Source organism: Microbulbifer maximicatervae (SeqCode) (assembly GCF_056231245.1).
The window spans coordinates 2,687,253-2,702,818 of sequence record NZ_CP174334.1 but is presented as its reverse complement, the minus strand read 5'-3'; the positions used below and the strand labels follow the sequence as shown (position 1 = coordinate 2,702,818).

The 15,566-nt window shown below is 41.9% G+C and carries 11 protein-coding genes; 7 read left to right on the top strand and 4 right to left on the bottom strand.

Annotation, left to right across the window (positions count from 1 at the left end):
* Nucleotides 1-749: 749 nt before the first annotated feature.
* Nucleotides 750-4,238, top strand: coding sequence for a sialate O-acetylesterase (locus tag ACJJIS_RS11625; protein WP_475708163.1), 3,489 nt, complete (start codon nucleotides 750-752; stop codon nucleotides 4,236-4,238).
* Between the two features lie 774 nt (nucleotides 4,239-5,012).
* Nucleotides 5,013-6,314, top strand: a complete 1,302-nt coding sequence (locus ACJJIS_RS11620) for an MFS transporter (RefSeq protein ID WP_475708162.1) — start codon at nucleotides 5,013-5,015, stop codon at nucleotides 6,312-6,314.
* Nucleotides 6,315-6,748: 434 nt separating this feature from the next.
* On the opposite strand, the gene ACJJIS_RS11615 is transcribed toward ACJJIS_RS11620, so the two are convergent.
* Both ACJJIS_RS11615 and ACJJIS_RS11610 read right to left on the bottom strand, forming a co-directional pair.
* Nucleotides 6,749-7,042, bottom strand: coding sequence for a hypothetical protein (locus tag ACJJIS_RS11615; RefSeq protein WP_444897542.1), 294 nt, complete (start codon nucleotides 7,040-7,042; stop codon nucleotides 6,749-6,751).
* Nucleotides 7,003-7,572 carry a transposase gene (locus ACJJIS_RS11610; RefSeq protein WP_475708161.1) on the bottom strand — a complete coding sequence of 190 codons (570 nt, stop codon included), beginning with the start codon at nucleotides 7,570-7,572 and terminating at the stop codon, nucleotides 7,003-7,005. The genes ACJJIS_RS11615 and ACJJIS_RS11610 overlap by 40 nt, the downstream gene beginning before the upstream one ends.
* A gap of 1,078 nt (nucleotides 7,573-8,650) precedes the next feature.
* On the opposite strand from ACJJIS_RS11610, the gene ACJJIS_RS11605 reads away from it, so the two are divergent.
* Complete coding sequence (locus ACJJIS_RS11605) at nucleotides 8,651-9,121, top strand: aspartate/glutamate racemase family protein (RefSeq protein WP_475710352.1); 471 nt, start codon at nucleotides 8,651-8,653, stop codon at nucleotides 9,119-9,121.
* A gap of 196 nt (nucleotides 9,122-9,317) precedes the next feature.
* Here the strand turns inward: ACJJIS_RS11605 and ACJJIS_RS11600 are convergent, their stop codons facing one another.
* Both ACJJIS_RS11600 and ACJJIS_RS11595 read right to left on the bottom strand, forming a co-directional pair.
* Nucleotides 9,318-10,214, bottom strand: coding sequence for a fatty acid desaturase family protein (locus ACJJIS_RS11600; protein ID WP_475708160.1), 897 nt, complete (start codon nucleotides 10,212-10,214; stop codon nucleotides 9,318-9,320).
* Nucleotides 10,215-10,237: 23 nt separating this feature from the next.
* Nucleotides 10,238-11,041 (bottom strand): hypothetical protein, encoded by an 804-nt coding sequence (locus tag ACJJIS_RS11595; protein WP_475708159.1) that lies wholly within the window; start codon nucleotides 11,039-11,041, stop codon nucleotides 10,238-10,240.
* Between the two features lie 735 nt (nucleotides 11,042-11,776).
* Between ACJJIS_RS11595 and ACJJIS_RS11590 the strand changes: the two genes are divergently transcribed.
* The 4 genes from ACJJIS_RS11590 (at nucleotide 11,777) to ACJJIS_RS11575 (ending at nucleotide 15,341) form a co-directional block, all read left to right on the top strand.
* Nucleotides 11,777-12,970: a tetratricopeptide repeat protein gene (locus ACJJIS_RS11590; protein ID WP_475708158.1), complete on the top strand. Its 1,194-nt coding sequence runs from the start codon at nucleotides 11,777-11,779 to the stop codon at nucleotides 12,968-12,970.
* 228 nt (nucleotides 12,971-13,198) lie between these two features.
* Nucleotides 13,199-13,555 (top strand): VOC family protein, encoded by a 357-nt coding sequence (locus ACJJIS_RS11585; protein WP_413665542.1) that lies wholly within the window; start codon nucleotides 13,199-13,201, stop codon nucleotides 13,553-13,555.
* A gap of 152 nt (nucleotides 13,556-13,707) precedes the next feature.
* Entirely contained in the window at nucleotides 13,708-14,253 is a 546-nt protein-coding gene (locus tag ACJJIS_RS11580) for a hypothetical protein (protein WP_475708157.1), read from the top strand.
* Between the two features lie 392 nt (nucleotides 14,254-14,645).
* Nucleotides 14,646-15,341, top strand: coding sequence for a GlcG/HbpS family heme-binding protein (locus tag ACJJIS_RS11575; protein ID WP_475708156.1), 696 nt, complete (start codon nucleotides 14,646-14,648; stop codon nucleotides 15,339-15,341).
* Nucleotides 15,342-15,566: the final 225 nt, after the last annotated feature.

Here is a 15,566-nt window from a genome sequence, read left to right as displayed (position 1 = left end):
TATTACCATTCGGTAGTGGTCTTGAATTCGCTTGCCATGAAACGATTGCGGAAGGTTTGAAAGCTGACGTTTAATTTATCCGCTCACTCATTTAGACAGGGTGGTTAATGCAAATGCTAGCGGCCTCATTCAACCATATTTCCCATAGAGTACTGGCTTTAACGATGTAACAGGCGAGCAGGTTAGATTTGTGACGGGTTGCTTGGATAGTAGACCAAGAATGAGTCGAGCTGGGCAGTCACCGAAAGGGTTCTTTGTGGGGCTGCAAGTGATTTGCTTGTAATATTAAGAATTGCAGCTATTACTTGAGGTCAATTTATAGCCCCTAAATCACTAGATTAGCGCTGGTAACTTTGTCTATTCGCTTGTTTATTGATGAGTTTTCTCAAATTTCAACAGATTAAAGTTATCTACTTAATCGAGCAATTGCCGAGCAGTTGCTCATGAGCGATGTTAATTTTATAGATTTCTGTGATATAGCAAGCGAATATTGAAGGGCAGTCGCATAGTTTGGTTATGTTTGCTGAATTGGAGCACATGGTCTCATATTCACATCCAGGCCAGATCCTTTGCTTGAAAAATCACTTTAAGATCAAAGAATAAATCAAAGAACTGGTTCACGGCATTTGTTTTTATATCTCTCTAAAATTTCTGGTTAATTTCAGCTCTTTAAATGACTACTAATGTTTATAAATGCTAATGAAAATCTTCAATCAAAAAAAATATTGAAGGCTCCGCTTTTAATACTATTGAGTGCACTACTTTTTGGCTGTGGGGGAGGTAGTAGTAACGATGAGACGACACCGCAAGAGAACACTGGCGGTGATAACTCGGGCGGTGGAAATTCGGGTGGGGGAGTGGTAGATACCCCGGATGAAGGTGATGATTCTAACACTTTACCCATTGCCAATGATCAGTTGGTACAGATGGCCGCACACGGCCGACTTGCAAAATCTATATTTCTTGCTGCGTATGATGAAGATCTGGATTCTCTAGAATATTCTATTCAGTCGGAGCCGGCGCATGGCACTTTAACAGGAAGTGGGCGTCGCTGGGAGTACCTCCCTGCAACAGACTTTACGGGTACTGATAGCTTCTCATATCTAGCGTCAGATAGTAGTGGTGCTAGTAATATTGCGACAGTTACTATTGAAGTTGCGGCAAATGATTGTGCCAGCGATTTCCTGGATGGACCAGCTGACAGCCTTCTGGTGCATGTTCCGTCTCACTTGGAATTCCGTGATGTAGCGGGTGGAAATTCTGTGATTGTTGAGGGCACTGCGCTAACAGAAAGTGCATCTTCGGATCCAGATGTAGAAGGGCGCACAATGTTTGTCAGTCGCAACGACTTTAATAATGCAGACATGACGGTGGCTCTTCCTGAGAAAGATGGCCTCGCGCATTTTAGCTTGTCTTTTAAGTTCATCCCGGATAGTACTGAAGGCGATGAAGTGATGGTGAGATCAATTGCTGATCCTAATGGTGATAATAACTCCGGCAGCTTTTATATAGGCATCAGTGATGATGTTGTTGTAGGGCAATTGGGTGGCCAAGACAGCCAGCAGTTTTCTAACGCAGAAAGTACTTTAAAAACCCGTAGCTGTAATCATGTCGCAGTTACGGTGGACAATGGCACGTTAACCGTGTACGTAAACGGTGAAGCTTCTTCTTCGATATCTGTTGATGGTGATAGCTATCCTTACTTGGGCGACATGCTGCAATTTGGGCCCTTTGCGGGAAAAATCTGGGATGCGCGACTCTATGAGCGTGTGCTGACATACGATGAAGTCATGGACCTGGGTGGCAGTAAGTGCAATGAATCCATGATTGCTACCAGCCCCTATGATGGTTACAACAACTATCTTTGTTCAACGTACCAGTGCCAATGGTGGTCGGATGATACCGACAAAACCATGGCTAATTTTGAGCATTATATTGTGGCTCAAGAGCGGGTATGGGAAAGGAATATCTTTGAAGCCGGCATGTATGGAAAAGGCGAGCTTTGCACTTACTTCAGTGATGAAGGTTCCACCCGTGATTTAGAACTCAATTACTCAATCAGTAATACGTTCGTTAAGAATTACACCCTGGAGGATAACCCGCTTACCCAATCTAACGCTCAGCACTGGATGCATGAGAACTTCCACTCCTATCAGGGTAAGCTAAACAGGGTTACAGGTGAGTCCAGTGGTAAGTACACCCTGGAATCCTCCGCAAGCTGGGGCGCGGATCACAATATCCCGGGCGTTAAAGATAGCTTGCTGGGTTACTACACCCTCCACCCACATATTACCCTTTGGGCCATTCAAGACTCTCCCGTCGATCACCAATATGGTTATGACTTTAAAGGTGGGCATCAATACGGCGCTTATATTTTCTGGTCTTGGCTGACTAATTATGCTGTGAGTAAGGACCTGATGGGGGGGGTATTCCGTGACTCCAGGGATGGACTTAACGACCTGGAAGCAGCCGATGCTTATTTAACAGCCCAAGGGCACGACATGAAGGCCCTGTTTGCAGATTTTGCCGCACAAATCACGACCTGGGATATGGTTGAGAGTGAGGCCTACCAGGTGTCGGAGGCGGCCTCTTTGAGTCGAATGTTGAGTGAGCACCCTGATGCCAGCACCCACGATAATAAGTACACTCAAACATTTGACCAGGAAGGGACGGGTAACAGCTGGACTGATATGGATACCGGTTTTGTACCAGGCTCTTGGGCTTTTAATGCCTTTAAGGTAGAAGGTATTACTGAAGACAGTAACTACACCATTGCGGTTAGGGTTGATGCTGAAAATAACCCAGCTCATGCGGACTTCCGTGGTCGTGCAGTGGTTTACAACCCATCTACCGGCTCTCGTAGTTATTATCCATTTGATATTGATAGCTCCGGGGAAGATTCAAGTACCGTAGTACCGGTACCTGCCAATCATGAACTCTATGCTCTCGTAGTCACAACTCCTGACACCTTCAGGGATTTTGAGTTTTATGATTATGATTTTGCTATCTATCCATCTGGTGGCGACGTAAATACCGATCCAGTGGGTGATACTTCAGATGAGGATGTTGTAAAAGTTGTGGTTATGGCAGGCCAGTCCAATATGGAAGGCAACAACACCCGGTTAGATCGCTTGCAAGAGCTGATTTGCCATGCCAATGCAGATTACACCTACGGCGATGTCGACTGTGGTTCTACGGCGATTAGTGATGACCAGATAACAGAGCAGTTTATCAATAATAGTGATTCGCTAGCCGATTATAACCAGAGACTTAGCGATGATAACGAAGATCCTGTGGTGCAGAAGCTCGGGCAATTCCTCTGCCGTGCAGGCAGTCTCGACTCTCATACAGGTGAAACCTGTGATAGCCGTAACTTTGATCTGACTGACCGACTCTTTGCCACCATTAGTAGATATTACTTCTCCTCTAGCGAAGGCTCCTATGGGTACAACTACGATGCCTGGATGCAAATGAGTACTGCTATGGAGGTAGCTGAGATTTATGCTGATGGCCACCTGGACGCAGCTCTTGAAGGTACACGAGACGATATTACTGTACTGCAGTATCAGGGTTCATTGAATGATACCGGTTCTCTCTCCTTCTCTGAGCGCCATGGTGAATTGTTCCCCAATTATGGCGTGTCTACTAACCGCTATGGACCAGAGCTCACTTTAGGGCACTACCTCGGTGAAGAGACTGAGAACGATCTGTTACTTTTAAAAGTGGTTCAGGGTGGTACTGACCTGAGAGTAGACTGGAAGGTCCCTGGCTGCCATGACTCCGCCGCTAATGAGTGGACCCAAGATGAGGAAAATCAGGAGTCTCTTTACACTGCGATGTTGGAGAAGATTGAGGCCTTGCGCGACCCTGAAGTCTTGGCTGGTTACTTTCCGCAGTATGAAAATAAGTCGATTGAAATCGATAGTTTTATCTGGTTCCAGGGTTGGAATGATGGAGGGCAAAGTGTAAATGAAAACAACTATGAGGCGAATTTGACCTGTCTGGTGAATGGCCTACGGGAAGCGCTAAATGATTATGACTTGCCCATTGTTATTGCTAAAAGCCACTATGGTGATGCCAGTGGAGCTATCCAGTCTGCCCAACAGTCTGTTGCAGACAACCTCTATAATGTTGAGGCTCATGAAACAGATGATCTCTCAGGTTATTACCATTTTGATCCAGCGGCGCATTTAGCGATAGGTAAGAGAATGAAAGAAGAGAGGGATAACTTACATTGATTTAGGACTCATTTACAGGGGTTAAGTAGTGGATAAAACCATCATTCTTAAGGTTTTATCCGCTCTGGCTTTGCCTTAAAGGCTTACAAGTTAACTCCAATATACTCTCAGGTTGCCTTGCTTTGGTATATCGCTTTGCCTAGGCCAAGCGAGGTACCTAAGACCTAATTTAAGTCGTTCATTCCTCACATTATTACAATTCCTTCAACTCATCGCTGCCTTTTTCTGGACCGGGAAAGGTGGTAGTGCTACCAGTAGAATTTTCCCTGATTAATGGCACTTACTACTCGTAGCGAAGCAAAACAAGCTTTACTTTATTTTGTGAAAACGCACAGCCCGACTAGAGTTTAATCTTTATATATGCGGCTAATTATTTACTTCTACAACTGGAGGCGAATGACATATGGGAATTTTGTTAAAAATTTTCGAATTACTCACCCTCTTCAGATATTCAAGTTGATACTGTGAGCGTTGGAGTATTGAATCACAAGGGGCAAATTGATCTTTAACATCTCGTGAGTTGTATTTTAGGAATCCTCACTTCCTAGGTGTGAAGAGTTAATAGTTTCTATCCTAATAGAAAGTTATGAATATCATTTGTGAATTGATCTAATCGCAACCCTTAATACCTAACATGGATTCGTGAGGTTGTAATTGTACTTGTATGTAATCGTGCTGACCCATCACAGTAGGTTAGAGTATGAATTTTAGCTAGGCATAGCCATAATTTATTGCTATGCGATGGCGGCGTTTCAACCAGGAATGGTGATAAAGATGAGCAGGTCGGTACATGCTTTAATAATTAAGTTTGGTCTTGTTCAGGCCGGAATATCAGCTATAAGTGGGATGATTGCTCCGATTATATTCTTGTTGTTTATGAGTAAAGGAATCGAGCTTCATGAAATGGGTATATTGTTGGCAGTAGCAACAATATCCACTGTTGCTTTAGAGGTCCCGTTTGGAGCGCTTGCTGATAGATACGGGAGAAAAAAGACCTTTATAGCTGGCGAGCTGGTTCTACTGCTTGTAGTGATAGGTTTTTGGTGGTCGTCTAGCTTTGCGGAATTGATTGTATTTATGATTCTTAATGGATTGTCTATAGCTCTTTTCTCTGGAACTATTGATGCACTTTTTGTTGAGCAGTTTAAAGTGGTTTCTAGAGATGGTGAAACAAACTTGATGGAAGCCCAAGCTTCAGTAAATATTTTCCAGATGATTGGCTTAGCTGTTGGGGCAGTATTTTCAGGACTTATCCCAGTATGGTTTTCATTTGTAAGTGATAGCTACGATTTTATAGGGTTTTATGAGGTGGGTTTTGTCTTTCTTGTTCCTTTAATATTAATACATATGCTTTGTACTTTCTATTTTGTTGGTGAATCAGATTCTATGGGGGAGCCAGTTGGTTCGAATTTTTTCCGCGAGGTTCACAGTACCATTAAGAGTGCTTTTGATGTGATTGTTGAGAATCCAGTCTTTAAACCACTTTTATTAATTGACTTCATAAGCGGGGTCGCATTCATTAGTTTAGAGCAACTTTGGCAGCCAATGCTTTCTACTTTAGTCGACAGCAAGGAAAGTCTTTGGTTGTTTGGTATTCTATTTGCATTAAATTATGTTTGTATGGCGGTAGGGCAGGGATGCTCCATTCCCTTGTCAAGAGTTTTTAAAAATAATTATTCGAATATGCTATTGGTGCTTGAGTTCTGTACAGGACTACTATTTTTTATATTTGCAATTCAAAGTGATTTGTATGGTTTTATAGTTGTATATTTACTATTGCATGTTGTTGTTGGGATTTCGATGGCTCCAGGATCGGCAATGTTTCACGAGAAAATTCCAGAATCTAGAAGATCAACAATGCTATCGGTGAAATCTTTAATTGCACAAGGGGGTGCGACGGCAGGGGCTTTAGTGGCAGGGTATACAGCTCACTATTTTAGTATTTCTATTGCGTGGTCCATTGCTGGATTTGTGTTTATTATTTCCTCTTTCCTTTATCTATTGCCGTCTATCTCGAACTTGTCAAAAGATATGGCTATTGTGCTAAACAAGAGGTTTCAGCCACAACCCGAGTAGTACTTTCTGCGCTCAATAAAAATCTGAGTTGATGGTATGTAAATAGCTATCAATATTTTATTGATATGTGGGCTCTGAAATCTGGAATGTGCATTAATTGATGATGAGAATCTTCCTATATCCAAGTTGTATATCTCGTGCGTATAGCAGTTCATTGAATCTAGTGAGTCTCTGAATAATTCCTCAAATTAATCCAGGAATTAGAAATTAATCCAGAGAAATTAATCCAGGACATCCAAAGAACATCCAAAGAATGGAGAGTCGGAAGCTAGACAAGAATTTTTTCGCCACCACTTGGTAGCCGGTATATCTGTCTCAAAATAGATGGCAATTTGGCGTTAAAAGATCATTTTGGGAGTCCATAGGGAATCAGGTGGGGTGTAGAGTCGGGAGCGATGGAATCTAGGGGCAGCTGATAAGCGGATTTCTGTAATCTAGCAGGGGGCGGGGCAAAGAAAGCGCTGGCAATCGGGCAGCCCGTGTACCCAGCGTTTATTTTGCTGCGCACAGACCTGGCGTACCGCTTCCGCCGAGCCCACCAAGCGTTTAAAGCGGCTTTCAAAATTGCGGTTTAGGTAGAGCCAGTGTTTTGGCGAAATACCCAGCCGATTTAAAATAGGTGGGATGTTTTCGGGAATAGCGCCGCGCTTTTTAGGGTGCAGCTGCCGGCCACTCCAGTCTACCAGCTCTAAATAGTGATCCAGCTGAAAAGGCAAGCCTTTAGGCATATCCCGGCGCTCTCCGCCCACCAGCGGCAGTAGGCTTTTGGGCTGCTGGCCTGAGATGGCTGTGTGGATGCGTTGCTGGATCGAAGTGTAATCGGATTAGCGATACTAGCACGGATAGGGTTGAGGTCCACGTAAGCCAGGCAGGCGGCAAGGGCTCTTTCATCCATCAAGGCCTGAGACTTGAAAAGCCCTTCCCAGAAACGACCGGTGCAGCTGTCCTCGGCATTGGCCTGGCGGGCGATGGACTCGTTCAGGCAGCGCATAAACCAGCTGATATCGGCCAGGCGTTCGCGCCAAAGGGATGTCACCTCCTGAAGTTTTTCCAGCTCGACGGCATCCAGGGCTTCACCGCGAAGATAACGTTTGCTTAGCGCAGAACCTTTGAAAAGTTGTTGCCAGCGTTCAATTATCTCGATAGTGGACCATGAGTTTGCTGTGTAGGTATCGATATAGAGCACAATATGGGTGTGATTACTCATTACCGCATAGGCAGCGATATCGAGAGCAAAGATTGAGGCCAGCTTATGCATCCTGGCCTCAATCCACCGGCGTCGGTGCTCATAGTCTTTTTCGGATTAGCATCCCTACCGCAAAGGAACGCTCTACGCACACAGCGGGAGACACAGTGATAATAGGGTGTCGCATCGAGAGAGATTTGCGTGCTGCGCGGAAAAGTCATGGATTTTTATCTTTGACTCCAGTATTTTGATCATTCTGCCTGTGTTGTGTCAATTGACTTGACGCTTTAAGCTTCTACTTTGGTGGGTGTCCAGAATTGTCTCGATACCACCTACAATGTTGAGGCTCATGAAACAGATGATCTCTCAGGTTATTACCATTTTGATCCAGCGACGCATTTAGCGATAGGTAAGCGCATGAAGGAAGAGAGAGATAACTTGCGCTGATTAAAAATCATACTCGATAGCAAGTGCGTAGATAAGGCCTCCCTGCTGAAAGTCTTATCTACGCTCACCTAGCCCACAAAGCCAAAAAACCAGTATTATCCCTTCCGTTTATCTTGTCAGATTTTTTCAAACCATACTGTATCTCGCTCTAATAGCGTGATATCAATAGCGCTATACTCAAGTAATTAATTTGCCCCATCAAAAGGTGCGTACTTTAGCGTTTGAGATAGGCGTTACATTGATTAGCTGTGTCTTCAAAATTACTTTTGCTGAAAAGTTATGTGAAGGGAATATTGATATCGGTAGAGATATAGCCTTTGGGTTTTAAGTTTAGTTACTCTAAAGTGAGTATCGATAGTAGTGCGTATCATAAGGGGCCGCCACGATTCTAAGTAGCGGATTAATTCTAATAGATAGAAGTTTAGTAACATGAAAACCTTGCCTAAACATATAGGTATAGTTGGATGCTCCGCAGAAGGGACCGCCCTTTGCTACAGAACAATATGTACTGAAAGCCCCAAAATTTTGGGGGAGTATGCGCACCCGGAAATCTCCATGCATACTCACTCTTTGGCAGACTATGTGGATCGATTGAATAACAGCGATTTGTTGAGTGTTGGTGACCTAATGCTTTCTTCAGCTAAAAAGCTCAAAGCTCAAAGCTCAAAGCTCAAAGCTCAAAGCGCAGGGTGCTGATTTCTTAATTTGTCCAGATAATACCATTCATCAGGCGTTTGAGTATGTAAAAGAATTATCACCGCTACCTTGGCTCCATATTGCTGAAGTTGTAGCAGAGAGTGCGAAATCTCGCGGTTATCAAAAGCTTGGTATTTTAGGCACCAAATGGCTGGTGGAAAGTGATGTTTACCCAAAGAAAATTGAAGGGCAGAACCTTGGTTGGCTGCGACCTACAAATGAGCAGGTACACAATATAGACCGCTTAATTATGGAAGAATTGGTCTGTGGTGTCTCGACGCCAGATTCAGTAACTTACTTTCAAGAGGTAATTCAAAGTTTGAAGGCTAATGGTTGTGATGCCGTTATACTTGGGTGTACAGAAATACCACTAATAATTAGTGACTCCAACTCCCCTCTGCCTACCTTGAACTCCAATCATTTATTGGCGGAGGCAGCAATTAGGTTGGCTGTTGGATGTGCAGAATATTCCTGGTAAGCGCAATAGTGGGTGCTCGATCGGCATTTATCATATATAAAGCGAAGCTCTAATGTATGGATTTAGATGGCAGCAAAGCAAAAAACCATTTCACGGATAGGTTAGCATGGCTTTTGCTGCTGCCTGTATGGAAAATACGGCGGAAGTATCATTCTTATCTTAAGCTGTTTTGCCGCGAAGTATTCAGTTTCAGTTGCTATCTTAACACCTGCCTTAACACGCCAAGGTAGTTATCAGCCAGCTCTACATCATCATAGTACCCGCGGGCCTTAAGAAACTTATGGAGTGCCCTTAAGTTATAGGTGGGCACACCCATAAAAGCGTGATGCTCACAATGGTAGCTTAATCCATCGGTGGGGCTGACAAAGAGTAATCCTAAAATTCCCCTTGGAACCGATCGTGTATTATATTTTGGTTCCAGATGATAGAGATCTTTAACCCCGGCATGCTCAGCGATTTGACGCATTCGAATGATGGCCATATAGACTGTGAAGTAGGCTATTACCCATAGGATATACAACTGCGGAAAGCCAGAGGCCCACAAAGCCGCAAACATGATACCGTTAACAAACAGGCCCCGTGTCAACTGATAATTAACTCTCTTATTTCTGCTCAACAAATCTCGACCGCTTAAAAAAAGATATAGATTTGCCTTTAAACCAGTGATTCCCAAAAAATCTCTAGTGAATTTTCTCGCTAGACTCCTTTTACTTACAGGATAGTCTTTGTAGTTCTTCAGATCCGGATCTTTATCTGTGCCAGCATTTCGATGATGTTTTAGATGGCTCTTAATATAGGTATCACCATCCATCAATAAAAATGGTGAAGATAACCACTTGGCAACGAATTTATTATAGGCCCGGGTTGCGAAAAGCGTTTTATGACTGGCTTCATGCATGATTGCGGCTAAGGCCTGTTGACGCCCAGCAAGCAAGAATACTGCTGCAATATATACGTACCAATACGGTAATAGTGCTGCAATAACAAAAATACTAACGATGCTAATCCAAGCGCTTGCTACTATCCACCAAGCTCTGGCATCACTACGCTGCAGAAAAGGCTTGAGTTCTTCTTTGCTAATTGGGATATTCATTGAGGAGTACCTTGTTGTGATTATTAGTCAACACCTAACTTCTTCAACTGTTCCAGCCAAATGTTACGGCCAATACGATCGTACTTACGCACGATATTCTTCAATTCTTGGTACTTCTCTTGCGGTCTTATTATCTTTGGGAGTAGAGGATCAATCGCTAGGCGATGAATGGCCTCACCACCCAACCGGCATGTTTCTGATAATGTTGTATAAATAGGTTTATTTGACAGAGTCTTAAGGCTGTTCTCAAGGGACCGCACGAGATCGTCATATTCGCTATCAAGCCTTTCGATATCCCATAGCTGGTGACCCCATTGAGAGACTAATGAATCGGGAACCTCATGTAATACAAAACAGCTAGCCCCTACCTCAAGTCCAAGAGTATCTAATGAAGCGATTATTTCAGTATGGGCGAGTTTTAGATTGTTGGGTCGTACCCACAGGTGATCGAGGCCTACGGAAAAACCATACCATTGGAGAACAGATAATGACTTTCTACGAACCGTACGTGATATTCCTTTAGGTAAGTGACAAGTAAGCCAACTACCGTCCCAAGTTTCATAATGAAAAGTATCATGTTGCCAGCGGTTGATAAAAGCGCGTTTGGCGATCGCTTTTTCTGTTAAACGGTACACCCCCCGCCCATCATGGCTGACCAATTCGGTACTCACCAATCTATTTAATGTTACTCGTAGACTATTGATAGAAATGTCAAATGCATCAGATATAAAGCTGAGCTGACTGGTTCCAAGCTCGTGTCGCTTGTTAACGCCCATCAGGTCCAGTAGGACATTTTTAGGGGTAGGCTCATACGTAAACTGATACATAATGATTTTACTGACAATAATCCTGGTATTTGTTCTAAGTGATATTACAGGGTAGAGCACAACTTGCAAGACATTGTAATCTTTGGGTTAAACAAATAGACGCTTAAATCCACGGTAATGCCATCTTCTGCTATCCGATATCCTTATCACCGTGAGAAAAATCTATTGGGGAGGATTATATTCAAGTACTTTTAAGTGCTCGATAAACTCCCCGTGTGAGAATGAGATGATGGTCTCAGGCTTTGTTGTTAAGGCAGTTATAGTTGTAGATGTTAGTAGCTAACACAAAGGAAGCTTGTACAAAAGTGTTTATTTTAGAAATTCTACAGGGATGACTTTGTGTAGTGCTTGAAGAGTATTTTTAAAGCTAGTGTCTATGGGTTGGTGCTCTTGTAATACTAATTATCAGTGAATTAGATAATAATCGACAGAGACGTCCCTTGATTGTAACATAAGTTCCATATGTAACTGTCGATTGTCCCTTCATGATTTACGTCACATCGATGATAGTTAGAGCCAGTTTGAAATGTAGCTTTGAAAGATAAAATCTGTAACTGGAGCGGTCAGTCAGGGTATTATCTTTGGTTATTGTACCTATAACCTAGGTTTTTCTGACCATTTGCGCTCTAATTGTTTGTAGGCCAGGGTAGATTGCTTAAGAGCCATAAATTGAAGTTGCCACACGGTAAGATGTTATAATAATTATGCGCTTTAAAAGTAGTAAGGATAAATATAGTGAAGCTTAATTTTTGTTTGTTAATTATGTTGCCATTGATATTGTCATGTGCAAAGGCGCCCAAAGCAGATTCATTTAAAGTAATGCCGCATGGATATTACAGGCAATTGCTTTTAGAAGAAAGATTTCAAGAACTTGAAAATATCCAAGCAACGGAAAACAAGGCATATATATCTGGTAAAGTCAGTGATGCGATTTATATAGATGTGTTTGGGACGCTCTGGTTTACCAGTGATCACAAGTCAGATTTGATCGAGAGCAAACTCAAGATGTGGCTCGAGGAATTTCCGGAGTCCGCTTTTGCCTATTCAGCCTTGGGCAGATATTACTATAGGAGAGGCCAATATCATCGGGGTAACAAATGGGCTTCTCAAACGTCAGAGTCAAGCTTTAAAAAACTTTACGCTAATTTGGAGCTGGCAAATACATTGGTAGTAAAAGCTCTGGAAATAGACCCTGATTTAATTAGGGCTTATGACACTTCAATCGGAATATCAATATATAGTAAAGGGAATAATGCAGAAGAGGCTTTTGAATTGTTGCTCAAAGGTGTAAAACATACTCAAAATGATTTCCCTCTTTGGCATACGTATATGCATGGATTAAAGCCCCGATGGGGGGGTAGTTATTTCTCTATGGAAGAAATGTTGAAGTTGGCACAGAGAGAAAATTTAATAACTGAAAGCACTCATCGGCAGATGAAGGGGTATATTATTGCCGATAAAGTAAACAGAGCAAACGCTAAGAAAAAATATGAGTTGGCTGAAAGCTTAGCCAGGGAGCACATTGATTCTGGGTATTATGGCTTATATATGGAACTTGCAAACGCATACTCCTACCAGAAGAAATATCAAGAGTGCTATGATGTCGTCAAGCAATTTTCTGATAATTATCAATATTATTACGATTATCAAAAGAGGATGGGGTGGTGCTCGCTTCGGTTAGAAAAATGGGATGAAGCTAAGCATGCTTTCACTAGATATATTCAAATGACAGGAGGAAATGCTTGGTCGTTCTTTAATCTGGGTAAAGCATATGGTTACCTCGATAATTATCCAGCTGCTTACACTTTGTTGATTCATTCAGCAAAAATAGATCCAAGCTACTCAGATTCAATTAAAGGATATATCGATCATATTTTAGACGAAAAGCCAAATACGAGGGAGTTAGAGTTATCTAAATTAGGGCTTTAACAGTTAGGGCAAGGGTGGATGCAGATGGCATCTATTCTTTAACTGTTTCTTGTTGTTATAGATCTATCTCAATATAGATGGAAAATACTCTATAGTTTGAGGCTTGTGACTGAGATTTAAGGTTTAATATTTTTTAGTTTGCCAATAACTTATTGTATTTGGAGGCTGTTTCTTATGCAATATAAGTCGAGATATTTAGAAGTCTTGTAAAGCAAGGGGTGGTAAGATATGAGTGAAACATCAAAGTTTGGAGTCGTAATATATGCAAGAGATATACAGGGTCTCTCCGAGTTCTATCTAAAAATGTTTGATTTTCACGTACTACATAAATCAGATAAGTTAATTAGTATAGGTAAAGATGGATTTAATATTGTTGTACACGTCCCGCCCATAGAGCTCCCTGAGCGAAATTTCAACACAATTAAACTATTTGTCATGGTGGAATGTCTTGAAGATGCAAAGAATAAGGCTGAGGCACTTGGGGGCAGGGCTATGGAGGGTGAGTGGTCAAATCCAATTTTCAAGGTTTGTAACGTAGCTGACCCTGAGGGGAATCACATTCAGCTTAGGGAAGCTAAATCTTAGTAATAAAGTCAGTTTTTATCTATATTGGTGAAGCATGACCTTCATTGATGCTGCTTGGTGGCGAGTATATGTTTCTTTACAGTTTTATATTTTAAAGTTTGATTTCCAAAGTAACTCTTCAATGTGGTGCGTAATAGTGAGTTGGAGGATAGGTGGATTTAATATTAAAAGATATAATTTCTTTATCATGTAAGGCTCTGCAGGAGGAGGATCAGTATCTTCAGGAGTCACTTTCCAATAATTCTTGCTACTCGTGTGACCAAGCTGGGATTCTAAAAATAAATAATGAGAGATATTATCAGTTCATCATTGCCAGGTACCTTTTTAGATGCTTCGCTAGAAGGATTCAGGTCGAGTATGACTTAATTGATCTTGTTGTATTCCGGGAAGATGTGCCATCAGAAATAGAAGTGGTGGTGGAAATGAAGAGGTGGATGAGCTCAACAGGTAGTCCTGAAATACCTAAAATTAGAAGTGACTTTGATAAATTAAGCAAGTGTAGTCCGGCAAAAGGACTGGCTCTAATAATGTCTTCTAATCCAAAGGGCGTATCAATTAAAGATAATATACAGTATCTTTCTGATGAGCTAGATAGAAATTTAGATTCAGACCTATGGGTATATGAGTCGTTCGATACAATAGGTATAAATGGTGAAGAAAATGTATTTTGGGTGGCCGGTTATAACCCTGCCTATTGATAAGAGTCAGTTGTAAAAAGACATGATTGTTTTCTATAATTTATTATTTGAGTAATTCTTCTAGCTTAAAATCGTTTATTGTGTATATAGACTTTTTTATTTTAGATAGTGTTTATTTTGTGGTCGTCAATCATTCGTGTAGTTAAGTTGGATTTAGATGGTTCGTAACCAGTTGGATGGAGATTAATATGATCTATCCTGCTTGTTGGTTGTAAACTAGTCATAACTCTCAATAGAGGCAGTCTTCAATCAGGTAGGCGAGAAAATAATTTTCAAACTTGCTGGCAGAGTATAGGTTGGCTCTACTGACCTTTAGTGGTTGAAGCACATTTAATGCAATAAGCTACTATGATTGGATGCTAATTACTTGAGCGAGAAAAGGAGAAGTTGGTATGGACGCTGCTTCAGTTAAATTCCCAACGCATTCTGAGCTTCAGAAAGTGCTTAAAGATATTGTAAGCGAAAAAAATGGTGGATTTAACTTTAATATGTGGGCAACTATCGTTGACAGGGATGGTGTCGTTAAATTAGTTGCATTTTCAGGCAAGGACCGAGGTGATCAATGGCCTGGGAGCAGAGTTATTTCAGCGCAAAAGGCAAACACGGCGAATGCTTTCAGTCTTCCCGACCTATCACTATCAACGGCCAACCTTTTTTCGGCTGTACAGCCTGGTGGTAGTTTATATGGCTTACAGCATAGCAATCCAGTTGATACAAATGTCGCTTATGGTGGTTCATCAAATCAAATTGGCACAGAAGATGACCCGATGGTGGGTAAAAAGATCGGAGGAATTAATGTATTTGGTGGCGGTTTAGCTCTGTATAATATGAATGGAAAGCTTATCGGCGCTCTAGGGGTTAGCGGTGATAGTTCATGTGCAGATCATAATATCGCATGGAAATTGCGCCACAACCTCCAGCTAGATTATGTGCCTTCAGGAGTTAGCCCCAATAAGGATGACAATATTGTCTATGATATTGTTGATGGCGTTAGCGACAGTGGTTGGGGGCACCCCGCATGTTCTCCCGAATCAGTTGATATAGCGGCAAGCTTCTCTAAAATTTATTCGGTTAGAATAAAAAAGTAATTTAATTTCCAGTAAGAGCAGTATTCAACACTATCCCAATAATGAAAATGGCAAGCCGAACGAGGTTTTTGTAGATATCTCTTTATTTGATGTTGCCCAACAAGGTAAAGGCTATGGCCCAAAAACTATGAGATTTCTGTGTGAGGAAGTCGGAAAAGTGAAAATTTTTAACCCTGTATCCTGTTGCTATGTAGCAATCCATGCTCTTATTAAGAAACTTTTGAG

What these genes read in the sequence shown, in the direction of transcription:
- ACJJIS_RS11620 (WP_475708162.1), top strand. Translation starts at nt 5,013, where the DNA reads ATGAGCAGGTCGGTACATGCTTTAATAATTAAGTTTGGTCTTGTTCAG.
- ACJJIS_RS11615 (WP_444897542.1), bottom strand. Translation starts at nt 7,042, where the DNA reads ATGCCTAAAGGCTTGCCTTTTCAGCTGGATCACTATTTAGAGCTGGTA.
- ACJJIS_RS11610 (WP_475708161.1), bottom strand. Translation starts at nt 7,572, where the DNA reads ATGCATAAGCTGGCCTCAATCTTTGCTCTCGATATCGCTGCCTATGCG.
- ACJJIS_RS11600 (WP_475708160.1), bottom strand. Translation starts at nt 10,214, where the DNA reads ATGAATATCCCAATTAGCAAAGAAGAACTCAAGCCTTTTCTGCAGCGT.
- ACJJIS_RS11595 (WP_475708159.1), bottom strand. Translation starts at nt 11,041, where the DNA reads ATGTATCAGTTTACGTATGAGCCTACCCCTAAAAATGTCCTACTGGAC.
- ACJJIS_RS11585 (WP_413665542.1), top strand. Translation starts at nt 13,199, where the DNA reads ATGAGTGAAACATCAAAGTTTGGAGTCGTAATATATGCAAGAGATATA.
- ACJJIS_RS11575 (WP_475708156.1), top strand. Translation starts at nt 14,646, where the DNA reads ATGGACGCTGCTTCAGTTAAATTCCCAACGCATTCTGAGCTTCAGAAA.